The following is a 24,377-nucleotide window of genomic DNA, read 5'->3' on the forward strand; positions in this document are numbered from 1 at the left end:
CCCTCGAAGCGCTCAGGCCGCCGTCGTTCCCCCGGCGAGGGCCCTGAGCACGGTGTCCTTTGGGCCGTCCGCCACGATCCGGCCTTCCTCGATCCAGACCAGGCGGTCGACGAGACCGAGCATGGGCGCGCGATGGGTGGCGATGATCAGCGTCCTGTCTCCGATCCAGTCCCTGAGGTCGCGCACGATCCGCAGTTCGGTAGTGTTGTCCATGGCCGCCGTCGGCTCGTCCATGATCAGGGCCTGCGGAGCGCCCAACAGGGTGCGCGCCAGCATCACCGACTGGCGCTCGCCCCCGGACAGCCGCTCGCCCCGCGGACCGACCCGCAGCCCATAGCCCTCCGGGTGGCGCGCGGCGAAGTCCCTCACGCCGGCGAGGGCGGCTACGCGCTCGAAATCGTCCTGTCGAACCTCGTCGAGCCCGAAACAGATGGCGTTGCGCAGCGTGTCGTCGAACAGGCTGACATCCTGGCGCATGAAGCCGAAATGCCTGCGCAGCCGGTCCGGCGCGACCTGCCGGATGTCGTGCCCGTCCAGCAGAAGCGCGCCTGCGTCGACGTCATAGAGGCGTAGCATCAGCCGAAGCAGAGTGCTCTTGCCGCTGCCCGCCCGGCCGATGAGTCCCACCTTCTCGCCCGGAGCGATGGTGAGGTTGATGTCGCGAAGCACCGGAGCCTTCTCGCCCGGATAGGTGAATCCGGCGCCCTTGAACACGAGTTCGCCGCGGATGGGGCGCTGCCCCGAGGTGGGGTCCTGCGCCACGTCCTGGGGGGCGTTCAGCAGAGCCTCCACCGCCTTGGCGCTGCGCAACGCCTGGGCCAGGCGAAGCAATTGGCTGCCGATCATGCTGAGCGGCGAGATGATGCGGCCGATCAGCATGGTGCAGGCGGACAGGGCGCCGATCGTCATGGACGCATCGGCGATCTGGTGCACACCGAGCACGATGGCGACCGCGATGGCCGCCTGCGAGATGGTCATCGCCGCCTGCGCCGAAAAGGCGGCGTGCAGGCGCATGGTGTGGCCCACGAAGGCTGCGGCGTCGACAAGGCGCTCCCAGCGGCGCATCAAGGCGCTCACCGCCCCGGTCAGCTTCACGGTTTCGGCGCCCGCCACGGTTTCGAGCAGCAGGTTCGCCTGCGTGGCCGACAGCCGGGCGGCCTCCGCGCTTTTGTCGCCACGCACCTTCCCGAGCGCCTGGACCGCCGTGATCGCCAGGATGGCGGCGACCGGAGCCCACGCGACTGGACCCCCGAGCGCGGCCAGCAGCGCGAGGGCGAGCAGGAAGAAGGGCCCATCGACAGCTACGGAGACCACGAGGTTGGGCAGCAGCTGCGCAAGCGCCTCGACCTCCCGGAGCGCGGTCTGGACGCCGCCTGCGGCCGCCGGCTTTTCACCCAGCCGGGCGCCGAGCAGTCGCGCGTAGATCCGGGCCTGGACGGAAGCTGCCGCTCCGAGGCCGATCGCGTCCGCGATCTTCAGCCGGATGGCCCGCAACGCGAGGTCGAGCCCCAGGGCGATCGAGACGCCGATGACGAGCGCCCAGAGGGTCTCCATGGCCAGATGCGGGATCACCCGGTCGTAGACGGACATGGAGAACAGGGGCAGCGCCAGCGACAGCAGGTTGATGACGGCCGCAGCGGCGCAGAGCTGCAGCAGCCGGCCCTTGTGACGCTTGAGGATCTCACCCCACACCGCATGGAGGAGGGTGGTCGCGGGCGCTTCTTCCCGGTCGTCCTCGGGGGCAGCCGGGTCGGTCGCCGCGGGGGAGCGGTTCGGGGCGACAAAGAACACCACCCCGCTATGGGAGGCCGCGAGATCCTCGACGGGGACGTCCTCGACTCCCCTGTCTGTCTTGCGCAGAAGCCTGTCGCGGCCGATCCGGCCTGCCAGCACGACGCTGCTGCCGTCCTTCAGCAGGATCACGCAGGGGAAGTCCTGATCCTGGAGAGCCGACAGCTTGCGCGTGGCGTAGGACACCTCGATGCCCCGCGCGCTCGCCGCCGTCGCAAGCTCTTCCGGGGTGGGTGTCCCCGGGGGCGCTCTGTCCCCGCCGAACCAGCGCTGCCCGAACCAGGCCGAGGCGACGGAATCGATGTCGCTGAACAGGCCGCCCCGGCGCGGGGCGGGAGCCTCGCCCTGAGGCTGGGCCCTTGTTTCCCGGGGCTGCTCTTCGCGCGCCCGCAGCCACGAGGCCGCTAGAGTCCGAATGGGGTGCACGGCCACCTCGCCCGTCGAGTACGTGAATTCACGCCGCGATCATTGATTGTTTTATGCTTAACAGTTCGTAAAGCCGAGTTGGGCAGGATGGGCTCGTCCCTTTCGAGTGCACCCATGCCCGCGCCCAATTTTTCCCCGCCGACCTCCGTCGATCTGCCCTATCCACGCCAGTGCGACCGCATCGCCAACCGCGCGCAGGCGAGCTTCATCGCCGCGAGCGCCGCGGGCGTGGCGGCCCTCATCGTTTGGGCGAGCCTCACGGACCTGGACAAGGTGACGCGCGGTTCGGGCCGCGTCGTTCCGCAAGTCCAGAACCAGACCGTCCAGCACTTCGAGGGCGGCATCGTCACCGACATTTTCGTCCGCGAAGGCGATCGGGTCGAAAAGGGCGCGCCGCTCCTGCGGATCGACAATAGCTTCTCGCGCGCCGAGCTGCAGCAGGCCGAGATCGAGATCGCGGCGCGCGAGCTGAAGCTGGCCCGACTGAACGCGGAGACGGCGGGGGCGCCCTTCGCGCCATCCGCCGGGCTCACGGGAGCGGCCGAAAGCTTCGTGCAGCAAGAGACGGCGCTCTACGACAGCCGCCGCCGCACCCTGGACGAGCAGCTCGCTATTGTCGTCGAGCAGAAGAGGCAGAAGGAGCTTGAACTGGCGGAGCTGAAATCGCGCTGGACCAGCACGGTGCGCGAGCGCGACCTCGTGCTGCAGCGGGTCAAGAACCTCCGGCGCCTCGCCGGCATGGGCGCGGTGTCCTCCAACGACCTGCTCGACAACGAACGGGTCCTGCAGCAGGTCGAGAGCAAGATGTCGGACCTGACCCACGAGATTCCGCGCGCCGAATCGGCGCTGTCCGAATTCGTGCGGCGCGAATCGGAAATGAAGCTGCGCTTTCAGTCCGACGCCGGGCGCGAGGCCACCGACGTCGCCCTGCAATTGGCCAAGTTGCGCGAGAGCGCGACGGCGCTGAAAGACCGCAGCCAGCGGTCGGACGTGCTGGCGCCCACGGACGGCGTCGTGAACAAGCTCCACGTCTCCACCATTGGGGGCGTGGTGAAGTCGGGCGAGCCCCTGGCCGTCCTGGTCCCGGTCGACGCGGCCATCGTGGTCGAGGCTCGGATTTCCCCGAATGACCGCGCCGAGGTCTGGCCGGGCCTGCCCGCCATCGTCAAGGTGAGCGCCTACGACTACACCGATTTCGGCGGCCTCAAGGGCAAGGTGATCGAGGTCTCCCCCGACATCCTGCAGGACGAGCGGGGCCAGCCCTATTACCGGGTCCGGCTGGAGGCCGCATCCGCCAATTTCGGGCCGGACAAGCCGGTCGTCCCAGGCATGACCGCGGACGTCGACATCCTCTCGGGCCGCCGCTCGATCCTGTCGACCTTGCTGCGGCCCCTGCGCTACCTGCGCGACAACGCGCTGCGCCGCTAGGCGGCGTTGGGCATCCTGAGAAGGTCGCCGAGGTCCGCTTCGTCCACCAGCTGGTCGAGGCGGATGCCGTAGCCCATGGGCGACACGTTCACGATCGAGCCCGAAAGGGCGAGGCCGGCGACGTGCAGGCTCACCTTGGCGCCTCGCCGGTCGAGGATGTAGCGGGACGCTTCACGAAACAGGGCGCCGCTCCGCGAAATCTCGAGCAGCATCCCATCGAGGACGAGCGCCTTCTCGGGCATTTCGAGCTCGGCTGCCATCCGGCACGCGTGGCGCGGGTGGGCGCGCTTCAGGACGCCTCCCCGTTGGAAGGCCGAGAACAGGGGAGGGAACGCGGAATTCTGCTGCTTGGTCATGGATCCTGTCTCCCTTGGTCAGGCCGGCCGACGGGCGGGCGCCGGCGCGCGCTGGGACGGCTGCTCGGCTTCGCGCTGGGCGATGTGCTGGACGAGGCCGGCATAAGCCTGGAAAGCGTGCTCGAAAGACTGGGCCATTTCGGCGAATCCTTCCTGCAGCCCGTTCTGGAGCGACCGGCCGACGCCCCGCAGCTCGGTGGCGAGATGATCCGGCGCGCCCTGAGCCAGGGCGGCCGTGGTCGCCCGCTGCTCGTCCGAGAGTCGCGCGAGCTCGCCAGCCACGTGACGGAGGCTTCCGTCAAGGGCGCTCGCCAGGTCTCCGACCCCGGCTGTGACGGCCTGGGCTATGGCGCCGGCGGCGAGCGGCTCGGTGGCGCGAGCGCCGAGCTCCGCCTGGATCTGGCGCAGCGTGGCGCGGGCCTGGGCCTGGGAGGCGGCGACTTCGGAGAGCTCCCGCAAGGAGCTCTCCTGCTGCTCGCGCGCGAGCCTGGCGATCTGGTCGAACCCGGACAGGGCGGTCTGCTGCATCGCTTGGCTCTGCCGGGCTACGTCCTCGCGCAGCCGGGCGACCTCTTCGTGAAGCGCCTCGGTCCGCGACAGCGCATGAAGGGCCGCGCTGTCATTGTGGGCGGCGCGGTCGAGCAGGCGGCACACGCGGTCGAGCAGCTCCGCCTGGGCGTCCTGCCGCTCCGCGAGGCGACGCATGGAGGCCGCGAGGTCAGGCGAAACCGCCAGGCCGAGGCCTGCTGCGGCGGGGCTCCCGGCCGCGGCCAGCTCGCCCTGGGACTGGCTCTCCACCTGGCGGGTCTCGATCTGGGAGATGCCCGCCAGCCAGGCTTCGAACTCGTTCTTCACGGAGTCGCCAGCTGAGTTCACGAAGCGGCTGAAGAGGCCCAGCATCAGTGAGCTGAACAGGCCGAACAGCGAGCACGAGAAGCCGGTGGCCATGCCGGTGAGCGGCGCCTCGAGGTCGTGGATCAGGCGCTTCATGGACTCGGCCGAGGCCGAGTCGCCCTGGGCGAGGCCGCCGATGATGCCGCCGACCGATCCCACCATCTCCATCAGGCCGATGAAGGTGCCGATCAGGCCCAGGAACACGCAAAGGCCGGTGAGGTAGCCCATCAGGGACCGGCGGTGGGCCATGCGGCTTTCGATCGCGGAGATCAGGTGCTGCATGGTCGCGACCGAGATGCGCATGTGCCTGGTGCGCAGCAGTTCCTCCAGCGTCAGGTCGAACACGTGGCCGAACAGCTCGGGCGAGCGGTACACGATCCCGGGCTCGAGGCAGCGGGCCAGCTGCCGGCGCCGGTCGTGGTCGGGATTGAGGCGCTCGGCCTGGACGTCGTCATAGACGCTCTTCAGGGCCGAGAAGGCGCGCACGTCGTTGCGCAGGCCGGCCAGGTTGCCCATGGCCAGCAGCGACCCGAAGGCGAAGACGCCGATGATCAGGGCGTTGAGGTAGGGGTTCGACTTCAGCCCGGCCAGGATGAAGTGGTGCTGCCAGGTCGCCAGCGCCGCCAGGGCTGCGAACACCAGGGCGATTCGCAGGGCCTGTATCCAGATGGTTCTCGTCATGGTGATCCGCTCGCTGAGAAGGGTCGGGGCTCACGAGCCCTGGTGTGTGAGGACGTCCACGGCGTCGGGCGTGAGGCCGGGCTGGGCGTCGCGCACCTGCACGGTCACGCGCTCGGCCGGGATCCCGCGCGCGACCATGCGCGCGCGCACGAGCATGGCGCGGTAGTACGCGCGCCGGCGCGCCTCCGTGGCCCCGCCCGCCTGCGCGCCCGCGACCCCGCGCACCACGTACCGCGCGGCCCTGGACGCGCCCACATACGCGTCGAGCGCGCCCATGTTCCGCTCGTCCAGCTGCACGGACCCGTTGCGGAACAGGATCTGAAGATCGCTGGCGCTGGCGCGCAGCTCGGCCTCGCGGCGGTCGGGAGCGGGGGCGGCGGCCGTCTCCTGCAGGATCTGCACCCCCGTGTGCGTCTCGGAGCCCGCGCCCGGCTGGGGAGCGGGCTGCCGCATCGCGACCGCGGCGTCCGCCGCCTCGGCTTTCGCCTCGCCGCCAGAGGCGGGCGCGGTGGTGCGCAGGGCCGCGGCGTCCTGCGCCTGCTGGGGCCCATGGCCGACCTTTTCGGCGATGGCCGTGAGCACGGCCTTCTGCATCTCGTCAGGCGTCGAGGACGCAAGCTCGCTGGTGTCCACCTGGGCCGCCTTGGCCATCGCCTGCACCAGGTTTTTCGAGACGTTCTGGGAGAGGGTGAACACCACGATGCCCAGCACCATCATCACGAAGGTCAGGACCATGAGCATGGTGGTCAGGGCGTCGACGTACCCAGGCCAGTAATTCTCTTCTTCGGCTCCGCCGGAATGGGCCATGGCGCGTCCCGTCAATTAACAATCGACAAATCGGTACGACATATAGGTTAATAATTATCAATCGAATCATCGGCCGGATTGAGGGTGGGCGAGACTCGATCGCTGCCGCCGGCCCAAGTCCCTTAGAGCTTTGTTAACCACACATACTGAATATCAAACTTACATTTACCAAAAGTTAGGGTTGCTGATGAGCCCCACTACACCAAGCTGGATCCGGAAGGCCTGGGCTGGGACGGCGAGGCGGGCCGTGAGGCCGGCCTGCGCCTTGGCCATCGCGGCGGCGCTGGCGGGGTGCAAATCCACTCCCCAGTGGAAGGCTTGCGCGGCGGCCGACGAGGCGACGCCGCGCCCCGCCTGTTCGTCCGGGCTGGACGCCAGCGCGGGGCCCCCTCCGGCGGCGTCGCCGAGCGCCCCCGCAAAGTCCGCGAAGCGGGACCTTACGATCCCGCCCTCCATCAACGAGCCGGTCGACACCGCCTCTCTCAGCCCCGAAGCGGGGACGAACGGGCCGGAGCTCGCCCAGAACTTCAGCATGGGGGAGGCGGTGCGTCGCGCCCTGGCGCGGAGCCCGCAGATCGGGCTCGCCTCCGCCCTCACCAGCGAAGCCGAGGCCGGCGTTTCGGTGGCCAGGGCGCCTTTCTTCCCGAAGGTGGAGGTGAGCGGCGGCAGCGGGGAAGGCGTCGACGGGCTCTATCGCGCGTCTTCCCGGACCGTGATCGGAGCCGACAAGCTGACCAAGACCAACGTGCCGATCAAGTACTGGGACAACCGCAACGCCACAGGCGCCTGGCGCACGGACTCCAACATGGCCGGCACCCAGCTGCTCTATGACTTCGGCGCGACCTCGGCGGATGTGGAACGCGCCGTGAAGACCCGAGACTCCCAGGCCCTGAAGGGCATGGCGACGGTGGAGGACGTGGCCTTGTCCGCCGCCCAGGCCTACGCCAGCCTGCAGCAGAGCCGCGAACTGCTGGCCCTCGCCAAGGACAACCTGGAATCCCTGAAGGGCATCGCCTCGCTCATCAATCGCAACGAGCAGAACGGCAACGGCACGCAGGCCGACCTGAAGCGCGTGCAGGCGCGCGTCGCGGACGCGGAGGCCATCGTGGTCGACCAGGACTACGAGACCAAGCTCGCCATCGAGCGGTTCAAGCGCCTCGTTCAGGCCGAGCCCGGCGCCCTGCGCAAGGCGCCGGACCTCCGGGCGGCGCTGCCCGCCAACTCCAACGCAGCCTTCGACGAGGCGATCAAGCGCAGCCCGCGCATCCTGAGCGCGGTCACGACCGTGCAGTCCGCCCGGGCCGAGGCGGACTCCCTCAGGCTCGGCGACCTGCCCAAGATCAGCGCCGAGGGGCAGGCGGACTCGAAGAACTTCCGCGGCCAGAACACCCGGACGGATGTCGAGCTGCGGCTCATGCTCACCATGACCTACAAGCTCGCGGATGGCGGGCTGTCCTTCGCCAAGCGCGAGCAGGCGGGCGCCCGGGTGACCCAGGCCGAGATGAAGCTCGTCTCGGAGAAGCAGGACGTGGAAGCGGACATCCGCCAGGCCTACCTGCAACTGGCCGCGGCCCGCGCCAAGGCCGCAGGCCTGTCGGAAGGCGTGGCCTCCAGCGCCAAGGCGCGGTCGCTCTACCGCGAGCAGTTCCAGGGCGGCAAGCGCAGCCTTCTGGAGCTCCTGGAGGTGCAGTCGTCCTACTACACGGCTCGCTACAACCAGGTCACCAACGCCTACCAGGAACAGAAGGCGCAGCTGACTATCCTGAAGTCCGTCGGCCGGCTGGCGACGGCCCTGGAGAATAACGACAAGGCGCCCTTGGCCCGGGCCCCAGCTTCTCCCAGGAAGCGCAAAGCCTGAGTCTTGGCCGCGCAGCTTCGGACGCATGGCAGCCCGTCGCTGCGCGCCGGCAGGATGGGCCTGAGCGGCTGGACACGCCCTTGCTCCGGCAGGCCCGCCGCTGCAAGGTGCGCGCCATGTTGTCCGCCCCCCGGCCTCGCTCGGCCGTCTTCTCCACCATCGCCGAACTTGCGCCGGGCGTTCTGCTCTGCGGCGCCATCAGCCTGCTCGCCTATGCGCTCCAGTGGGGCGAGGAGCGCCTTCTCGGACACGGCTACGTGGAGGCGCTCGTCTTCGCCATTCTCGGCGGGACCGTGGTGCGCACGCTCTGGACGCCCGGGCGCGCCTACGCCAAGGGGATTGTCTTCAGCGGCAAGACCCTGCTCGAGATCGCCGTCATGTTGCTGGGCGCGTCCCTGAGCTCTGCCGCGCTCGCGGCCGCCGGCGCGCCGTTGCTGGCTGGCGTGATCGGCCTCGTGGTGCTCGCTCTCGCGCTGGGCTATGGGGTGAGCCGCTTGCTGGGGCTGAGCCCGACCATGAGCGTGCTGGTGGCCTGCGGGAACGCGATTTGCGGCAATTCGGCCATCGCGGCCGTGGCCTCGGTCATCGAGGCGGACGCGGAGGACATCGCCTCCTCCATTGCCTTCACGGCCATCCTGGGCGTCATCGTCGTGCTGACCCTCCCGGTGGCCGCGGCCGTGCTGCAGCTTAACGAGGTGCGCTACGGCGCCCTGGCGGGCATGACCGTCTATGCGGTCCCGCAGGTGCTGGCCGCCACGGTCCCGGTCGGCCCTGTTGCGACGCAGCTCGGAACCCTCGTCAAGCTCGTGCGCGTGTTGGCGCTGGGGCCCGTGGTGTTCGGCGCCGCGCTCGTCCGGCGCCTCCGCGCCAATGACGGCAGCGCGGGCCCCGCCCCGAGGGCCAGCGTTTGGCGCTTCGTACCCTGGTTCGTGGTCGGCTTCGTGGCGCTGGCTGTCCTGCGTTCCCTCGGCGGAGTGCCCGATGCGGCCCTGGGCCCGATCAGGGTCGTGACGACCGTGCTCACCGTCCTGTCCATGGCGGCGCTGGGTTTGGGCGTGGACCTCGGGCAGTTGCGCAAGGTTGGCGCCCGCGCCACCGCGGCCGTGACGCTTTCCATTCTGGCCCTGGCCGTCATGAGCTACATCCTCGTTCAGCATCTGCCTCTTTGAGCCGCCATCGCATGTCCCCGCCCATCGTCATCATCGGAGCCGGCCAGAGCGCCGCGCAGGCGATCGCCAGCTTGCGGCAGCTTGGCGAAGCCACTCCGATCCTGATCTTCGGCGACGAACCGCACGCTCCCTACCAGCGCCCTCCCTTGTCGAAGGCCTTCCTGGCCGGCGAGACCACGGCCGACCGGCTCGAACTGAAGGCGCGAGACTTCTACGAGGAGCAGGGCGCTGATTTGCGCCTCGGCCAGCCGGTCGGCGCCATCCGGCTGCGCGACCGGGAGGTGGAAACCTCGGATGGGCGTCTCTGGCCTTACTCCCGGCTTCTGATCGCCACGGGCATGCGCCCCCGCCCGCTCCCGCTGCGCGGGACGAACCTCGCCGGCGTGCACCATGTGCGCGCCATCCGGGACGTCGAGGCGTTCAGGGCCGAGCTCCGCCCCGGAGCCCGGCTGGTGGTGATCGGCGCTGGCTATATCGGGCTGGAGGCGGCCGCCAAGGCGCGCGCCCTCGGACTTGACGTCGTGGTGTTGGAAGCGGCGCCGCGCGTCCTGTCCCGCGTGGTCTCGCCCGTGGTGTCCGCCTTCTTCGAGGCCCGGCACGCCCGCGCGGGCGTTCGAATCCTGACGGAGGCCCGGGTCGAGGCGATCGAGGGGGCGGACCGGGCGACCGGCGTGACGCTGGTCGACGGCAGCACACTGCCGGCGGACATCGTCCTCGTCGCCGTAGGCGGCGTTCCCAATGTCGAACTCGCGGCTGAGGCTGGTCTCGACGTCGCCGACGGGGTGGTGGTGGACGCCTTCGCCCGCACCGCCGCGCCGGACGTCTACGCCGCCGGGGATGTCGCGAACTTCCCGAGTCGCCTCTACGGCCGTCGGGTCAGGCTCGAATCCGTCCAGAACGCGATCGACCAGGCCAAGGCCGCTGCGGCCGCCATGGCGGGCGCGCCCGTGCTGTATGACCCCGTGCCTTGGTTCTGGTCCGACCAGTTCGACGTCAAGCTGCAGATCGCGGGGCTCTCCGAGGGCCACGATTCCAGCCTCGTGCAGGGAGAACCGGATTCCGGTTCTTTCAGCGTTGAGTATCGCCGCGCTGGCCGGCTGCTCGCGGTGGACTCCATCAACGCCCCGCGCAGCCACATGCTGGCGCGCCGGGCGATTCCCATCGACCTCGCCGGGACCAGCGAGGCGGCTCAAGCCTGATCCCGCAGTCAGGCGGCTCCATGCCGCCGCGACGGATGATGTCGTGGGCCGCCGGCGCCCGCAGCGAAGACACATACGCGCTGGCCTCGCGCTCGTGGCGAGAACGGGTGGAGATCCCGGCTTCGAACACGGTCGCGAGGCCAAGCGAGGACGGAAGCATCCCCACGATCTCCACCCCCGGAATGTCCATCAACTCGCTCGTCTGCTGAAAGCCGAGCTCGACGGCTCCCGTCGCGAGCAATTGCCCCACGGGGACGCCCGGTGGGGCCTGCACCAGGCGATCCCTGATCGCCTCGAGGATGCCCCAGGCGCGCCAGAGCGAGACGAGTTGCTGGCCGCTCGGACCCGTCGAGTAGCCGATGGCGCGGGCGTCGGTGACGGCTTGCCTCAGCGCGTTCTCGTCCCCGATCGCCGGATGCGGGCGTCCCGCGGGAACGGCCGCGGCCGCTTCGGAGCGGGCGAAGGGCGTCCGGGTTCCCGCGGCCACGACGCCCTCCTGCTCCAGAGCCGCCATGGCGCTGTCGGCGAGCACGACGACGTCGGCCGCCTCGCCCCTACGCAGCCGGGCGAGGGCGTCCACGCCTCCCATGGCGTGCAACTTCGTCTGCAGTCCCGCATCCTGGGCCGCCGAGCCGGCGTGTTCGGCCAGGATGCGGCGCGTCGCCATGGAGGAGATGATCGTGAGCGTGTCCGGCATGGGCGCGCCGCCTGCGGTGGAGGGGAGGCCTCAGTCGATGTAGCGCAGCCCCGCCTTCGCCAGGGGCTCGCGCATGCCGTACAGATCAAGTCCCAGCGTTCCGGACGCCAGCTTGGCGCGCTTCCCCTCCTCGTTCGCCTCGCGCGCGGCGGCCGCTTCGGCGACCCTGGAAGCCCATGCCGAGGGTATGACCACGACGCCATCGTCATCGGCCACGACCACGTCTCCGGCCTCGACCAGCGCGCCGGCGCAGACCACCGGGACGTTCACCGACCCGACCGTCGCCTTCACGGTGCCTTTCGCGGACACGCACCTGCTCCACACGGGGAAGCCCATGTCGGTGAGGGCGCGGACGTCTCGGACCCCGGCGTCGATGACCAGCCCCTTCGCCCCGCGCGCCTTGAAGCTCGTGGCGAGCAGGTCGCCGAAATACCCATCCGTGCACTCGGCCGTGACCGCGGCCACGACCACGTCGCCAGGCTGGATCTGCTCGGCCGCGACGTGCAGCATCCAGTTGTCGCCCGGATGGAGCAGCACGGTCACGGCGGTCCCGCAGGCCTGCGCCCCAGGGTAGATCGGTCGCATGTAGGGCTTCATAAGGCCCAGGCGGCCCATGGCTTCGTGGACCGTCGCCACGCCGAATGTGCTGAGCCGCGTGACGGCCTCACCAGGCGCCCGCGCGACGGTCCGCTTCACCACGCCAAGCTCATGCATGCGCCTCTCCCCCGTTGGCCAGCTGAGCGAGGAGCCCGCCTCCACATTGTCCGCTCGCTGTCTCCGTCATTGCGAGGAGCCCAGCGACGAAGCAATCCAGCCGGCCCTCGCCAGGTCGCCATGATCGCGTCGTTTCCGGCTCGCAAGGACGCGATCGCGGCCCGCTGGCGCCCTCGCGGTCAGCAAAGACGACATTCCTCTCTCGCTCGCACAAGGCTTAGCGGAGCCCGAGGGCATGAAGGTAATGATACGAATCCGGGAGTTCATGCATCCCGTGCAGCAATGACGTGCGCCGGAGCGGGCGATACGGGGCGCAAGGCGGGCTCAGCCTCCTCGGCGGAGCAGAGGGGCGCGCCCGGGCGCCCCGCAGCCTGGGATTCAGCGCTTCTCGGGATCGTGCAGGACCGTTGGCAGCCCCTCCGCGTCCGGAACCCGGTGGCCCCCGTCGCCCTGCTCCTCGCGGCGCGCCAGGCGAAGCCAGGTCTGGGCCATGCGCAGCAGCATGGCCTTGTCTCCATCATCCTCCATGAGATTGACGCGCTGGAGACATCGCTCCGCGAGCTCGCGATAACGCTTGTGCAACATGGTACCCTGAACCGCTCATGGCGCCCGCCCTGGCCCTTGGGCCGATAACGCACGCGAGCCGGGTTTGTTTCGATGGGTGGAAGACCCGCTCCGCAACCGGCGCCTCCTGGACGAGGCCGCCCGGCCGCTCGGGCCGGGAAATCGAAGCGGGCGCTCGGGTTCGCCGGCGACGCCCCGATCTCGGCGCGGCTCTCCCGCTTCCTACAGCTCGTCGGTTTTGGTGGGCGTTTCGGCGGCCTTGCGCCAAGGCCAGCGACCCTCGATCTCGACTTCGAGCGAGAAGCTCAGGAAGGTTCGGATCAAGACGATGAGCCCGAGGATCTCCAGGTTCTGGAACGACGGAGTGACGGCCACGGTGCCGATGATGTCCGCGGCGACCAGCAACTCCAGGCCGAGCAGGATCGCCCGGCCGAGGTTCGCCCGGTAGCGCCGGAACGCATCGGGCCATCCTGCCGTGAACAGCCCCACATATAGGAACGAGACCGTCGCGATCACGGCGCCCAGGACCATGAGACCGACGCCGGCCGCTTCGATGCACGCCGAAATCGTGCGCATCCATGGGTCGATGAGTTCCTTCAGCCCGGCGACTTCCGGCTGCACTTGAGGCCTCCCTGCGCTACGGTCCCGTGCGCAACGGGCCAAGCGACCCTCGTGTTCCTGTGTTGCCGGTACGCCGCGAAACAGTCGCCCGGGCGGAATTGATGCGTGGCGGTGGATTCTGAAACGGCCGGGGCCGCCGATTCGAACGCTATCGATCCCGAATATCTTTGCGCTCGATCAAACCGATCAGCAGCGATGTGTTGGTTCGAATGACCAGGGGGATTCCTCCAGGTGTGCGCCCGGGCCCACAAATGCGCCGATGCGATGGGTTCCCCCGGGGCTTTGCAGCGGCAAGCGCGGATATCGCGTTCGAACCCTGTGTCCTTTGGCGGGCTGAACGGGCCGCCCGTCGCAGTATCAGCAGCCAACCGCGAAGCTCTCCTGGCAAGCCTGCGACGCGGGCGGCCGTGAAACCGGTGGTGAGTTAACTAAAACGGCGACAGCTTCGGGGTTTACGCCGCGGCGAAATACGCAAGAGATCAACGAAGAGACCGGAACGGTTGCGATCGGGAGGACGTTCTTGGCGCATTCGAACCGTTCAGGGAGCCATTCGATGAAGCATATCCTCGCCGCAAGCGTGCTGGTGTTCACTGCGGGCGCCGCCATGGCGCAATCGGCTTCGCCGCCCGCCAATCACAACCCGAGCACGCCCGCCGTCTCGACGAATAAGGGCAACAATCCCGGCGCTCCGGCCGCCGGCGCCAACAGCTTCACCGAAGGGCAGGCGAAGTCGCGCATCGAGGCGGCTGGCTATTCCGACGTGAAGAACCTGGCGAAGGACAAGGACGGCGTCTGGCGCGGCAAGGCGTCGAAGGGCGGGAAGTCCATGGACGTGGGCCTCGATTACCAGGGCAACGTGGTCGCCAAGTAAGCGCCGATCTGGAGGAGAACGACGATGACGAAGACCGTTTCGGCTCTTTACGACAGCTACACCGAAGCCTCGGCCGCCGTGAGCGCCTTGGAGGCCGCCGGCTTTCCGCATTCCGACGTGAGCCTGGTCGCGAACAACACGGAGAAGTGGCACCGGGGCGGTGACGCCTCCGACGCGGCCGACGACGCGGGCAAGGGCGCGGGCATCGGAGCCGCCCTCGGAGGGGCAGGCGGCCTTCTGGCGGGCCTCGGCATGCTCGCCATTCCGGGACTTGGCCCCGTCGTCGCCGCCGGCTGGCTGGCTTCGACTGCCGCTGGCGCGCTCGCCGGCGCTGCTGTGGGCGGCGCCGCGGGCGGATTGGTCGGAGCGTTGACTGACGCGGGCGTGCCCGAGCGCGACGCCCACACCTACGCTGAAGGCGTTCGGCGCGGCGGGGCCCTGGTCACCGCCCGGGTGGAGGATGCGCGGGCCAGCGAAGCCCAGGCCATCCTGCAGCGCCACAGGTCGGTCGACGTGAACGCGCGGCGGGCGGCTTACGAGCAGGGCGGCTGGCGGGCCTTCGATCCGTCGGCGCCGGCCTACACGACGGACGAAATCGCACGCGAGCGCGCGCTCTACAGGTCTGTCTGATACCGGCGCGTCCGCATGGACGGGAATACGAAGCCCCGCAGCACTGCGCTGTGGGGCTTTCGTGCGTGTCGAAGGCCTTGCGCTTGCATCATGTGCCCCTAGAGATCGCCCAAGATCAGGACGGGACTCAGTTCCCGCCATCGCTCCGAAGGGAACCGACCAGTCTGTCACACCAAGACGCAACGGGCCGGCGCTCTGGCCGTCCGCTCACGGGCGGCGATGTCTAGCTAACCACCATCATCCGTATATCGGATGTTCTGCGTGGCGCCGTGACGGCGACGCCCGAGCCTGATCTCCGGACGCACAAGACCTGCGGCGAGCACGCGACCGGGTAGCCCACCGGGCCGCGGCCCGGGCCGCCGCAGGAAGCCGCAGTAGAGCTCGGGAGAATACCGAGTGTGAAGGCCGGCCGACGTTCAGACCTTCCGTCGCGTGGAAGGGAACAGCGGCGCTTCGGCCCGCTTCAGGGGACTGGTCGGGTCCGCCCGGCAGCAGACAACCCACGGGATGCCGCCACGCCTTGCGCCGCTTCGTCTACCCCAGTCCGAGCTTCCTGCAGCCCGGAACTTGGCGTCCTCGGGCGACGTTCTGCGGGGACGACGACAGTTGGAGACTGGCAATGAAGAAGCTCATCGTTCCGCTCGCGGCGCTCGGAACTCTCGCCGGGGCCACCGCCGCGCTCGCGCAGGACTGGGACAGGGGAGGCGATTGGGACAGAGGCGGCTGGCGCCACGAGGATGGCTACCGCCGAGACTGGCGCCAGCGTCGTTGGGAAGATGATTACGGCAATCGGGGGTGCCGCTGGATCACCATCCGCAGCGAGGATGATTGGGGGAACGTGCGCATCCGTCGCGTGCGGCGCTGCGACTGAGAGTAAGTGCAAACGGTCGGTCAGCGAGTTTGTCCGGCGCCCCGGGAACAAGGGGCAAGCTGGAGCGTTGAGGTGGCGGACTGAGAATCCATACCGAGAATGTGCCCCACTCGGTAATCGGGCCGCCTCCCAAAAGAGGCGGCCCATTTTTCTAGGGCTGTCCGCAGCCGATCGGTGGTCCGTCACCGGACCTTCCTTCTGCTACGACGATCGGGCGCTTTGGGGTTCACCGATGCGCCGGCGTGCTGTTGGCGTCGACGAGCGCCCGCGCCGGCGCGGCGCCCATCTGTTGCGATGAGACGATTGCAAAAAGGAGAAGGGCTACTCGCCTCGAGGGCGTGGTGAGCTGGCCCTTCTCCTTGCTGCCATGCGCTCCGCAGAGCAGTGCAGTGGGAACGCCGAAGCTGGGTGCGTGTTCCGGCCAGCCGCACCACTTTCGTGCGAGTTTCAGAGCTGCGCGATGGCAGAGTTAATCGTGAGAGTTGCTTAACGTTGGAGGCTGAGAGGATGAAGCTTCTTCCACCATGGACGGCGCTTTATTTAAGAGCCCGCGCAAGGTGGCGCCGATGGCGGCGACGGATCGGAACAAGGCTTAGCGAATTCGCGCCCGATTGAGACATGCCCGCGGCCAGGGTCCAAGCCCGAGCTCGGCAGTCCAGCGCACTTTCAGGCAGGCGCCAAGACTTGCTCGCTGAGCAGTCGACGACGGTGGCGCACCGAGCCGCTCGCTTTGGCGCGGTTCCGTGGCTTCTCGGAGAAGGACGGACCTTTTGCGCGCTCAGGGGGGCTTCCCAGCGGCCTGTACGCCAGCCCGGTCCATAGCCGCCTCACCGGCTTGCATACCCCGCTACGTTACGGAGGCATTCCGCATGGCGCGGCGGATCGAGGGCGCTAGACTGGCGATTCACGAAGCGCCCACGGAGCCTGCCTTTGCTGACTGTTCTCGTTTCCGCTTACCTCGTCATCGGCTTCGCGAATTGCGCCGTCGGTCCCGGCCGACGGTTGCTGGAAGGGGAAATGGAAACCGCCAGGCGGAGACGCTGGACCGCACGGAAGAGGGCCGCCGCCCTGCTTGGGGTCGGCCTCCTCACGCTCTTGCTCTGGCCCGTGTCCAGCTTCGCTGCATACGAAACGTGGAAGGCGTCGCGACGCGCGAGCGCAGCGGCAAACGAGATCCGGCGGAACCCGAACCGCACGATCGCGCTGGACGAACTCATGGCCCTCGAACGCCGCATTGGTCACCAGAACGCTGAGGCCGTCCGGGCCGCAATGAGGGAAGCTGCGTACTTGGTGGCCATGGGGTCGGGCGCGGACGGGCGCCCGATCGCCGTGACGCCGGACGTCGCCGCTCAGATCCAGCGACCCATCTCGGTCACGCAGGTGGGCCCCGAATATTGGCGGTTCACCACTTCGGCCCAAAGCTGGCGTCAGTTCATGGGCCGCTCGGGACGGGCGAAAGTGCAGGACGGGGTCGTGGTGGAGGTCGCGATAGAGCGCATGAACTGAATGCCGAGCGGGCCTCGGAAGCGACAGGGTCCGCTCGGCGTCGCGGCGCCGAGCTGATTTAGTTCAATTCCGTACGGACCGCCGCGCCACGCGGGGGCTCCGCGTGGCCCAGGCCGCCTGAAAGGCCGCCTCCAGCCCGGCGTGCGCTTCGGCGTGCAGCCTTTTGGCTGTGCGGGGCCCGTGGCGCAGGCTGCGCTTCTCCTCGCGCATGCCGATCAGCGGGCGCAGCCGGCCGGGCGCGCGCCTGCGTTACCAGTGGACGCCGGTCCTTGGGGTGCTTGGTCGGACGAGGCGTGGAGAGGGCCCCGTGCACCACCGCCGGGCACCGAAGCGGGGCCCGCAACCCAAGCTGCGTCTCGCTTTCCGGTGAAAGGGCTGGTGCTGCCGGCGCCGCACTCCGGCGTAGAGCGCTCCCTCTCGGGCAGAAAAAATCGTTGAAGGGGCAATACGTTAGCTGGTGCTGCCGGAGAGGATTGAACTCAGCTTTTCCAGCAGCTAACCATTGAGAAAACAAGGGTTTTTCAGGTCGCTTGTCTGACTTTGTGTACAAGTCCGGTGTCAAAGAGGCAAGGGGGAGGGGCAACCGCCGTTTCCTCGTGGTCATGCCTCAAGCAGCCTCATCCTGCTTGCCGTTGTGGATAACGGAAGTCCCAAACGTTGTGGCTTCCGGCTCGGGCTAATGTCCTTGCAGCACTGATTCGACGGGACTCTTGTGATGGCTGACGACGCTCTTTTCAGGCTTTCTGACGCAGCCATTGTGCTTGCTACCCTCATTGGGCCTGTCGTTGCAGTGCAAGTTCAGAAGTATGTTGAGCGCCGTTCTGAGGCCCGGTCACGGCAGATGCGCGTGTTCGAGGATTTAATGGCCACCCGGGCTTCTCGCTTAGCTCCGAAACACGTTGATGCTCTGAATGCCATTCCCATCACTTTCTATGGCTCCAAGCCAAAGTTGGTAGCGATCCGAAACGAGTGGAATGATCTACTGGCTCATTTTGGGGACAAAGAGAAGCAAGCTCTCAACAGAGATGCTTGGCAGGGCGAGCAAATACCGAAGTTGGTATCGCTTTTGTTTTCGATTTCTGAATATCTTGGATTCAACTTTAGTAAGGCGGACATTGAGAGGGGTATATATGCACCTCAGGGTCATGCCTTGGTCGAGGAAGAGCAGCACATAATCAGGAACGGATTTGCGAACATATTTAGGGGTAAGGTTCCCTTCCCTGTTCTCGTCTTTCAGTATCCTCCCCCTCCCGGCGAGAGTTGGACTTATCCCAAGGAGTGACAAGGGAGGGGCAACCTAGGTCAGCCCTCCCCTGAGTCTATCAGCTAGGCCCTAAGCTCAGCCGCTTCCTTAGTCCTAGGCTTAGCCTTCTGCCTAGCGAAGAACCAATCCCTTTTCCCCAATCTTCAGGTATAGCCCGCCCTTAGTCCATTCAATGATGAAGTTATAGCTGCATACCCACACTTCAACAGACATTACACTCAGCCCCATTCCAGTTAAGCAAGAGGTCCAGCCGTTGGAAAAACGCTTCGGCAACTCACCTGTGCCTTGACTGTGTAGCTGAATGTAGAGGGATAACAAGAGTCACTAGTGTAGTCGTTGCACTATTGTAAGCATTATGGGGTGCCCCTTTAGAAAAATAGTGGAAAATAGTGTTTCCTCTAGGAGGGGAAAACGCTTGTGTTCTTCCCCCGTCTAGGGTGCTCCAGCCTTTGAGAGCCGGTGAGACAAAAAGGACAGGGGCGAAACATTGTTGGCTGGGCTGTTCCTTTTCCCTCAGCCGGTGACGCTCGGGCCAGTTGATTACGACTGTAACAGTCACAACGTCCGTTGACAAAGCGTACGCGCCCTGATTCCCTGCTGTCACATGCACAAGGGATCACAGGTCATGAAGCGTTACGTTGTGTATCTCCGGGTCAGCACCAAGGACCAGGGCAAGTCAGGGTTGGGGCTTGAGGCTCAGCAGCGGGACATTGCCTTGTTCCTAGAGGCTTACACTGAGGTTCCGTATGAGGTCCTAGCTGAGTTCACTGAGATTGAGAGTGGTGCTGACAATGAGCGTCCTGAGCTGGCTAAGGCTCTGGATATGGTCAGGAGGCACAAGGGGGCTGAGCTTCTGGTAGCCAAGCTAGACCGGTTATCCCGAAGGGTATCCTTCATCTCAACCCTTATGGATGACCCTAAAGTCCAGCTAAAGGTTGCCTCTATGCCTCAGGCTGACAAGTTCGCTCTGCATATCTATGCGGCTTTGGCTGAGCAGGAACGGGACTTCATCTCGGCTAGGACGAAGAACGCTCTACAGGCTGCCAAGGCACGAGGGACCAAGCTGGGCGGGCTGAGGGACGCTACGATGCGCCGCAACACCGTACGGGCTCAGACAGCTACACAGGAGGCCCGGAAGCTAGAGGGCGTGGTCAGGCCCATGCGAGACGCGGGGAAGAGCCTGAGGGACATCGCTGGGGCTTTGAATGGCCTTGGGTACAAGACGCCTAGAGGTGGGGATTGGGTAGCCGCAACAGTTAAACGAGTGCTAGATCGCTTGTAGTCTCTTCCAAACTGATTTGGCCCAATGTGGGGCGTTGTCTTCGATACAATTCCACTGCTTGCGAACCAGAAGGTGATTAAGTGACTGTCCAACGTTTTTCGGCATTACGTTCAATCGAGCTTGGGCGGCATGGATGGAATGCACTAGCCAAATATCAGAACATCTCGATGGTGACCGACCTCATATGTGAGCGACATCGCATTCCACGCAAGCACCGACAAAATGCCGGAAAGCAAGCGGAACAGATCAGATACTGCTTGAGGCAAGCCAAGGAGTACAGAGATGCATCACTCGCGGTTACAGTCGCAACAAAGCCGGTACTCCAGTACTATTCCATAATGAGCTTAGCTTTGGCAGAAATTCTGCTTAAGCAGGACGGCAATAGCAGTTTAGATCGAGCGAGGGAGCAGCATCGACATCACGGACTGAACTTCGTACAGCGATCGAGTAGCCTTGAGATAGAGTTGCAAAAAGCGGCAGCAGCGCTCTATGCAATTCCTAGCAGAAATAAGGAAAATCAGCCATTCGGGACTTTTGAGCTCTGGCACAGGTCGGCGCGGGAAGCGCCTCTAGGCGGAAAATACGTGGAGCATCGGGCACTAAACCATGTGACAGGGTTTCATCTTCTGTTGCAGAGCAACGACGAGCCCCTTTCACCACTGCCCAAATCCGGTATCTCGTTCCTGGAATGTTGTCGCTGCATCCCCGCTATGAGTTCGTTTTTGGGAGACCACGGTATTCCATTTGGGTTCATACGAACCACGGTTCAGGGGGAATTCCGAGACGCTTTGAAAAGGCATCAGATCACGATCGTGATTCATCCCACCGAGTCGAATCTTCTGAGTAAGTTCTATGGGTCGATCGCTTTCAGGCCCAGTGACTACGAATGCTTGGAGGTGCGCGAATATGATAGCGGGTGCGCGTTGACAATCACGTATGGCGAGAATTTCCGGATTGTTGTCGAGTTGCCGAACGCGATCACAATCGACACAAAGGAAACTTGGTTCTACCCAGAAAAGAAGCCGCTCAACGAATTCGGATATTACTATACAGCTCTGTTTATACTCGGTAATTACGCTAGGTACTATCCGGACCGCTGGCTTCAGGATGTCGAACGTTCGACGCCAATCGGTCTAGCTGCCGAAGAACTCGCGGCTGCCGCTGATGATCGGGTGCCTCATTTAATTCTATCAGAGTTTTCAGGCACATACTACGCGTTGGAGCGTTGACCCTAGCATATACTGCTAGACCCTCTGTCTCACCTGAGAAGCTGGACGTTCAGCTTGGATTGCTTACGGATTGCTGACCAGCAGAACGGAATAGCCCCTAGGAGCTACAGAGAATGCCGTACACAGGCAAGGCGAGGGTCCGACCTGTGACGGTGCGGGCTGGGCGTGTTGGGCTTCTACGGTGCCTCTGAGGGCCGGGAAAGTGCTGTATGTGTAAGATTAGGGATGGGCATAGCAGGATGCATGTGGGATAAACTAAATGGCACTAGGATACGGTGATCCATTCGATCAGCTCAAAGCTTAGCTCTAACGTTAGCCCTTGTGTGTGGGTATTTTTAATTCCCTTGCATATCCTAGCGTTAGACGCCAGCGTAGCGGACATACACAGAGGCGTAACTTGAGGAATTCCCTTGGGCTTCCCGAGCGTTTGGGGAGGTTGGACGCTGCCCTATCCAATAACCACACACGCCCGAGAATAGGGGCGGAGCAAAAAGGTACACCTCTACGAAGGAGAGCCCCTGTTTAACATAGGTATAACAATACGTATAACATTAGTACAACATATAATAATTATTACTATATAGCAATACATAGGTAATACATATGTATATCATTAGGGATCAGATAAACACCCTCACTTGAACCCTACCCCTGGCTGACATATAGGTTATACTCTTGGTTAAACACTGTTGCTCAACGTCGGGTCCACCAGGTTCAATGACATTATGATTGATGACTGATGCATATGAACAGAATAACCTTAGGTTGAGCTGAGGGTATGATTGTCCTTCGTGTATTTTGTTAGCACTACGACTCGGGCTATCCCTGACGCTGTGCCTAAGGCTGAACCCCTGCCGAAGCACTCGCCTTGAGCAAGGTAGATCGCTGATCCGTCTCTCGGGGTTTCTGTCCTGCTGCTCAGCCCTGCATAGCCCGTTGCTGTACCCTCCTGCTGACGCAGGGAATGCCGTACAGCCCCGTTCTGCTGCTCTCTGGTCCCACCCTAGCCGGAACACCGCAATGCCGCTGTATGGGCTCTGTGAGTCAGGGAGAGGCTATCGTGAGTGAAGCTACGTTGCTCAAGGAGGAATGGCTTGGGCTCATCCGGATCAGGCGAAAAAGATCAAGAACAATAAACACCACCTCACGAACCTATGCCCCAGTTAAACACTATAGTACCACCAGGTAAACACTGTTGCACAACATCAGTATGACCTAGGTAGTGCAGTCATTGTTGATGATAATGAGTATCACACATTAGAGGCTTAGCGATAGCAACAGCTACTGTATGACACGGCTCAGTAATGGGATCAGCCTTAGCGTTAGCGGTACAAAATAATGTATCGCTATTTTTTCTTTGAGCTGTCCCGCTCTGCATCATCCCAAACAGGAAGGCTCTACAAGGCCCTGCGGAGGCGGTACACAGGCCTTCTCGTTCTGTCGGTAGGTTGGGGCTCGGTGCAACAGCGGAAGGCCGACTGTGAGCTTCCTAGGCTGCCTTCCGAGGCTTGGTCCATTGTGGTCGGTCCCGTACGTGGAACCTGTTGGTGCCCTTTCGTACCCGGCTGAGGCCAGCCCAGAGATGAGTACAAGCGTTCCTGATGAGCCAAGGCCTGAGCCAACAGCTAAGCTCGTGGCTGACTATGAAGCTGAGCTTAGGCGTGCCTGGGCTGAGGTAATCGATGAGCCTGTGCCTACCCAGCTTCTGCTACTGCTTGAAGAGCTAGCCAAGGCTGAGGCGGAGGGCTGAGCTTTCAGCTGACTAATGCCCTAGCCAACCCCGATTGGTGCAGCCCCGACCTGATACCATGGCAGCTTGTCAAGTTCGTCCTTCAACCCAGCCATATCGCCGTACCGAGCACCCACGTCCTTCATCGTATGACCCACGATGTACTCTCGCTTTTCCAAGTCCATGCCGACTTCCCGCGCTATTGTCGTGAACCTGTGCCGCCAACCATGGTTCGGCTGAACCTGTTTGTCGCTGATGATGGATCGTACCCACAGCCTGAGCTTGCCTGACTGAGACTCGGCCCCTCGCTCCCCGCTAGCCTCGGCGTCATAGAAAAGCGGACCAGAAGCAGACTCAGCCACAAACTCACGGATGCCCATAGCCAGAAGCTGGGCGTGAACCGGTACGTCCCGATAGGTCCCATTCTTCGAGCCCTGAAAGACCCTGAAGCTGTACACTCCCCTCTCAGTCCTAAAGTCAGCTTTGGTGAGTGACGTAACCTCAGTGACCCGAGCACCACTCAGGGCACATATCCAAGGGACCCAGCGCTTAGCCTTCGCCAAAAACTCGCTCTCTTTGCCCGTCCGCGTGTACGTCAGGGCTGCGCTCAGGATCGCATCAGCCTCGACCTCAGTGAACCCATGTTCCCGCTCCACCTTCTTCTTAGGTACCTTGATCGTGACATCAGCGGCGGGGTTAGCCGGAATCTTACGGTTGGCATGAGCCCAGCCAAACACGGATTTCAAAGCTGCCAGATCAGCGTCCTTGAAGGTCTTGGCCTGAGTTCCAGCCGCAAGCCTGTGCTCCTTGTACGCAATCATGTCGTCGGGGCTGATGGCACTGGCGAGCTTGCCCTTCACGTATGCCCCGAAGGTGTTGAACACGGACCGGTAACGCCGAACGGTCGCCGCTGAGGCTGCCTTGGTCTGCTGTGCCTGTGTGACCCAAAGCTCAAACAGCCCGTCGAGTGTGAGAGCTTCCGCCTTGGTTGAGCCCTCAGGGACAAACTCAGGGAAACGCGCAGCCTTAGGATCAGTGGAGTAGTCACCCTCAGCCTTGCGCTTGAGGTTGGCCGCTGCATCGTCCAGCGCCTTAGCTACTTGGAACAGGACCGCACTACGACTCTCCTGATCCGTGACGATACCCTTCGCGCTGAGTAGCTGATCAACGCGCCTTCCAAATCTGCGATTCAGAGAGGCTTCCAACCTTGCCACTTGGCCGATCATCAACGCACGGCCTAAAGCCCCAGCCTGAGCGTCACGGGCCTCGGCATCCATGACCAGGTGTTTGGCATTGACCTCCCGTATCAAGTCCCAGACCTCAGGGGCAGCCGGGTCGTCCTCGTGCTTCCCCACGAACTCCCGGTAAAGCTCACCTGCCAAGGCTACTCGCTGCCTATGGTTCAGCGGCTTCGGTCCAGCTCTCACAGAGTCCCAGAACGTACACAGAGCCCCGCTGACCGTGAGAAACCGAGCCTTGGCTTCCTTGGGCTCACGGGTGCGAAGGGATATCCGGACAACGTCCCCGATCTTGGCTGTAACGCTTTCCTCGCCCACGGGGAGACTGACGCTCTGACCGCGAACCTTCTTCACCAGATCGGTCGGAACACGGACACGGAGGTACCAGATTCGGGATTGAGGGTCTTGGACGGGGGATGCCATTCGGAACGCCATGTGTACCGCCCTTGTGTACAAGTGGGGCGGCCTGAAACCCTTGTCTTACAACGAGTTCTTGCTTTCTCAAGGGAATTGCTGGTGCTGCCGGAGAGGATTGAACTCTCGACCTCTCCC

Annotated in this window: 20 protein-coding genes and 1 pseudogene; 11 read left to right on the plus strand and 10 right to left on the minus strand. The window is 64.7% G+C overall.

Going from position 1 to position 24,377, the window contains the following annotated elements:
- Positions 1-12: 12 nt before the first annotated feature.
- A complete protein-coding gene (locus SLNSH_RS02625) occupies positions 13-2,217 on the minus strand; it encodes an ATP-binding cassette domain-containing protein (protein WP_158266646.1) in 2,205 nt (734 codons plus the stop codon).
- Positions 2,218-2,331: 114 nt separating this feature from the next.
- Here SLNSH_RS02625 and SLNSH_RS02630 point away from each other — a divergent pair, with 114 nt between their 5' ends.
- Positions 2,332-3,645 (plus strand): HlyD family type I secretion periplasmic adaptor subunit, encoded by a 1,314-nt coding sequence (locus SLNSH_RS02630; protein WP_158266647.1) that lies wholly within the window; start codon positions 2,332-2,334, stop codon positions 3,643-3,645.
- Here the strand turns inward: SLNSH_RS02630 and SLNSH_RS02635 are convergent.
- From SLNSH_RS02635 to SLNSH_RS02645, 3 genes are read right to left on the minus strand one after another with little or no spacing between them, the layout of a single operon-like run.
- Positions 3,642-4,001 (minus strand): PilZ domain-containing protein, encoded by a 360-nt coding sequence (locus tag SLNSH_RS02635; protein WP_106335089.1) that lies wholly within the window; start codon positions 3,999-4,001, stop codon positions 3,642-3,644. The two genes, SLNSH_RS02630 and SLNSH_RS02635, sit on opposite strands and share 4 nt — an antisense overlap.
- 18 nt (positions 4,002-4,019) lie before the next feature.
- On the minus strand, positions 4,020-5,576 hold the full coding sequence (locus SLNSH_RS02640) for a MotA/TolQ/ExbB proton channel family protein (protein WP_106335090.1): 1,557 nt from the start codon (positions 5,574-5,576) through the stop codon (positions 4,020-4,022).
- Between the two features lie 30 nt (positions 5,577-5,606).
- Complete coding sequence (locus SLNSH_RS02645) at positions 5,607-6,383, minus strand: hypothetical protein (protein ID WP_106335091.1); 777 nt, start codon at positions 6,381-6,383, stop codon at positions 5,607-5,609.
- Positions 6,384-6,630: 247 nt separating this feature from the next.
- On the opposite strand from SLNSH_RS02645, the gene SLNSH_RS02650 reads away from it, so the two are divergent.
- From SLNSH_RS02650 to SLNSH_RS02660, 3 genes are all read left to right on the plus strand, one after another.
- Positions 6,631-8,241, plus strand: a complete 1,611-nt coding sequence (locus SLNSH_RS02650; protein ID WP_158266648.1) for a TolC family protein — start codon at positions 6,631-6,633, stop codon at positions 8,239-8,241.
- Positions 8,242-8,357: 116 nt separating this feature from the next.
- Complete coding sequence (locus tag SLNSH_RS02655; RefSeq protein WP_106335186.1) at positions 8,358-9,410, plus strand: YeiH family protein; 1,053 nt, start codon at positions 8,358-8,360, stop codon at positions 9,408-9,410.
- Positions 9,411-9,421: 11 nt separating this feature from the next.
- Positions 9,422-10,609: an NAD(P)/FAD-dependent oxidoreductase gene (locus SLNSH_RS02660; protein WP_106335093.1), complete on the plus strand. Its 1,188-nt coding sequence runs from the start codon at positions 9,422-9,424 to the stop codon at positions 10,607-10,609.
- Here the strand turns inward: SLNSH_RS02660 and SLNSH_RS02665 are convergent.
- The 4 genes from SLNSH_RS02665 to SLNSH_RS02680 form a co-directional block, all read right to left on the minus strand.
- Positions 10,527-11,306, minus strand: a complete 780-nt coding sequence (locus SLNSH_RS02665) for a substrate-binding domain-containing protein (protein ID WP_106335094.1) — start codon at positions 11,304-11,306, stop codon at positions 10,527-10,529. The two genes, SLNSH_RS02660 and SLNSH_RS02665, sit on opposite strands and share 83 nt — an antisense overlap.
- Positions 11,307-11,336: 30 nt before the next feature.
- Positions 11,337-12,020, minus strand: coding sequence for a 4-carboxy-4-hydroxy-2-oxoadipate aldolase/oxaloacetate decarboxylase (gene ligK / locus SLNSH_RS02670; protein WP_106335095.1), 684 nt, complete (start codon positions 12,018-12,020; stop codon positions 11,337-11,339).
- A gap of 378 nt (positions 12,021-12,398) precedes the next feature.
- Positions 12,399-12,605, minus strand: coding sequence for a hypothetical protein (locus SLNSH_RS02675; protein ID WP_106335096.1), 207 nt, complete (start codon positions 12,603-12,605; stop codon positions 12,399-12,401).
- A 201-nt stretch (positions 12,606-12,806) separates the two neighbouring features.
- Entirely contained in the window at positions 12,807-13,205 is a 399-nt protein-coding gene (locus tag SLNSH_RS02680; protein ID WP_342587853.1) for a DUF1622 domain-containing protein, read from the minus strand.
- Between the two features lie 553 nt (positions 13,206-13,758).
- Between SLNSH_RS02680 and SLNSH_RS02685 the strand changes: the two genes are divergently transcribed.
- From SLNSH_RS02685 to SLNSH_RS24455, 4 genes are all read left to right on the plus strand, one after another.
- On the plus strand, positions 13,759-14,076 hold the full coding sequence (locus SLNSH_RS02685; protein WP_106335097.1) for a PepSY domain-containing protein: 318 nt from the start codon (positions 13,759-13,761) through the stop codon (positions 14,074-14,076).
- A 24-nt stretch (positions 14,077-14,100) separates the two neighbouring features.
- Complete coding sequence (locus tag SLNSH_RS02690; RefSeq protein ID WP_106335098.1) at positions 14,101-14,706, plus strand: general stress protein; 606 nt, start codon at positions 14,101-14,103, stop codon at positions 14,704-14,706.
- A 619-nt stretch (positions 14,707-15,325) separates the two neighbouring features.
- Positions 15,326-15,577: a hypothetical protein gene (locus SLNSH_RS02695; protein ID WP_106335099.1), complete on the plus strand. Its 252-nt coding sequence runs from the start codon at positions 15,326-15,328 to the stop codon at positions 15,575-15,577.
- A 1,215-nt stretch (positions 15,578-16,792) separates the two neighbouring features.
- A complete protein-coding gene (locus SLNSH_RS24455; RefSeq protein ID WP_146140170.1) occupies positions 16,793-17,083 on the plus strand; it encodes a hypothetical protein in 291 nt (96 codons plus the stop codon).
- 63 nt (positions 17,084-17,146) lie between these two features.
- Here the strand turns inward: SLNSH_RS24455 and SLNSH_RS25685 are convergent.
- Positions 17,147-17,320, minus strand: a pseudogene (locus SLNSH_RS25685) (hypothetical protein); the annotation flags it as partial.
- 478 nt (positions 17,321-17,798) lie between these two features.
- Between SLNSH_RS25685 and SLNSH_RS24460 the strand changes: the two are divergent.
- The 3 genes from SLNSH_RS24460 to SLNSH_RS24465 all read left to right on the plus strand — a co-directional run bounded on the left by SLNSH_RS24460 (position 17,799) and on the right by SLNSH_RS24465 (position 20,858).
- Entirely contained in the window at positions 17,799-18,365 is a 567-nt protein-coding gene (locus tag SLNSH_RS24460; RefSeq protein ID WP_146140171.1) for a DUF6680 family protein, read from the plus strand.
- Between the two features lie 607 nt (positions 18,366-18,972).
- Positions 18,973-19,629, plus strand: a complete 657-nt coding sequence (locus SLNSH_RS02705) for a recombinase family protein (RefSeq protein ID WP_106335101.1) — start codon at positions 18,973-18,975, stop codon at positions 19,627-19,629.
- An 80-nt stretch (positions 19,630-19,709) separates the two neighbouring features.
- On the plus strand, positions 19,710-20,858 hold the full coding sequence (locus SLNSH_RS24465; protein WP_146140172.1) for a YaaC family protein: 1,149 nt from the start codon (positions 19,710-19,712) through the stop codon (positions 20,856-20,858).
- Positions 20,859-22,628: 1,770 nt separating this feature from the next.
- On the opposite strand, the gene SLNSH_RS02710 is transcribed toward SLNSH_RS24465, so the two are convergent.
- Positions 22,629-24,260, minus strand: coding sequence for a DUF6538 domain-containing protein (locus SLNSH_RS02710; protein WP_106335102.1), 1,632 nt, complete (start codon positions 24,258-24,260; stop codon positions 22,629-22,631).
- Positions 24,261-24,377: the final 117 nt, after the last annotated feature.

The organism is Alsobacter soli (assembly GCF_003004785.1).
In the GTDB taxonomy this organism is placed as follows: Bacteria; Pseudomonadota; Alphaproteobacteria; order Rhizobiales; family Beijerinckiaceae; genus Alsobacter; species Alsobacter soli.

Bases quoted from the DNA above. Each gene is read 5' to 3' on its own strand.
- SLNSH_RS02690 (WP_106335098.1), top strand. From the start codon at position 14,101: ATGACGAAGACCGTTTCGGCTCTTTACGACAGCTACACCGAAGCCTCG.
- SLNSH_RS02660 (WP_106335093.1), top strand. From the start codon at position 9,422: ATGTCCCCGCCCATCGTCATCATCGGAGCCGGCCAGAGCGCCGCGCAG.
- SLNSH_RS02630 (WP_158266647.1), top strand. From the start codon at position 2,332: ATGCCCGCGCCCAATTTTTCCCCGCCGACCTCCGTCGATCTGCCCTAT.
- SLNSH_RS02710 (WP_106335102.1), bottom strand. From the start codon at position 24,260: ATGGCGTTCCGAATGGCATCCCCCGTCCAAGACCCTCAATCCCGAATC.
- SLNSH_RS24455 (WP_146140170.1), top strand. From the start codon at position 16,793: ATGGCCCTCGAACGCCGCATTGGTCACCAGAACGCTGAGGCCGTCCGG.
- SLNSH_RS02695 (WP_106335099.1), top strand. From the start codon at position 15,326: ATGAAGAAGCTCATCGTTCCGCTCGCGGCGCTCGGAACTCTCGCCGGG.
- SLNSH_RS02640 (WP_106335090.1), bottom strand. From the start codon at position 5,576: ATGACGAGAACCATCTGGATACAGGCCCTGCGAATCGCCCTGGTGTTC.
- SLNSH_RS02685 (WP_106335097.1), top strand. From the start codon at position 13,759: ATGAAGCATATCCTCGCCGCAAGCGTGCTGGTGTTCACTGCGGGCGCC.
- SLNSH_RS24460 (WP_146140171.1), top strand. From the start codon at position 17,799: ATGGCTGACGACGCTCTTTTCAGGCTTTCTGACGCAGCCATTGTGCTT.
- SLNSH_RS02645 (WP_106335091.1), bottom strand. From the start codon at position 6,383: ATGGCCCATTCCGGCGGAGCCGAAGAAGAGAATTACTGGCCTGGGTAC.
- SLNSH_RS02675 (WP_106335096.1), bottom strand. From the start codon at position 12,605: ATGTTGCACAAGCGTTATCGCGAGCTCGCGGAGCGATGTCTCCAGCGC.
- SLNSH_RS02665 (WP_106335094.1), bottom strand. From the start codon at position 11,306: ATGCCGGACACGCTCACGATCATCTCCTCCATGGCGACGCGCCGCATC.
- SLNSH_RS02655 (WP_106335186.1), top strand. From the start codon at position 8,358: ATGTTGTCCGCCCCCCGGCCTCGCTCGGCCGTCTTCTCCACCATCGCC.
- SLNSH_RS02635 (WP_106335089.1), bottom strand. From the start codon at position 4,001: ATGACCAAGCAGCAGAATTCCGCGTTCCCTCCCCTGTTCTCGGCCTTC.
- ligK (WP_106335095.1), bottom strand. From the start codon at position 12,020: ATGCATGAGCTTGGCGTGGTGAAGCGGACCGTCGCGCGGGCGCCTGGT.
- SLNSH_RS02705 (WP_106335101.1), top strand. From the start codon at position 18,973: ATGAAGCGTTACGTTGTGTATCTCCGGGTCAGCACCAAGGACCAGGGC.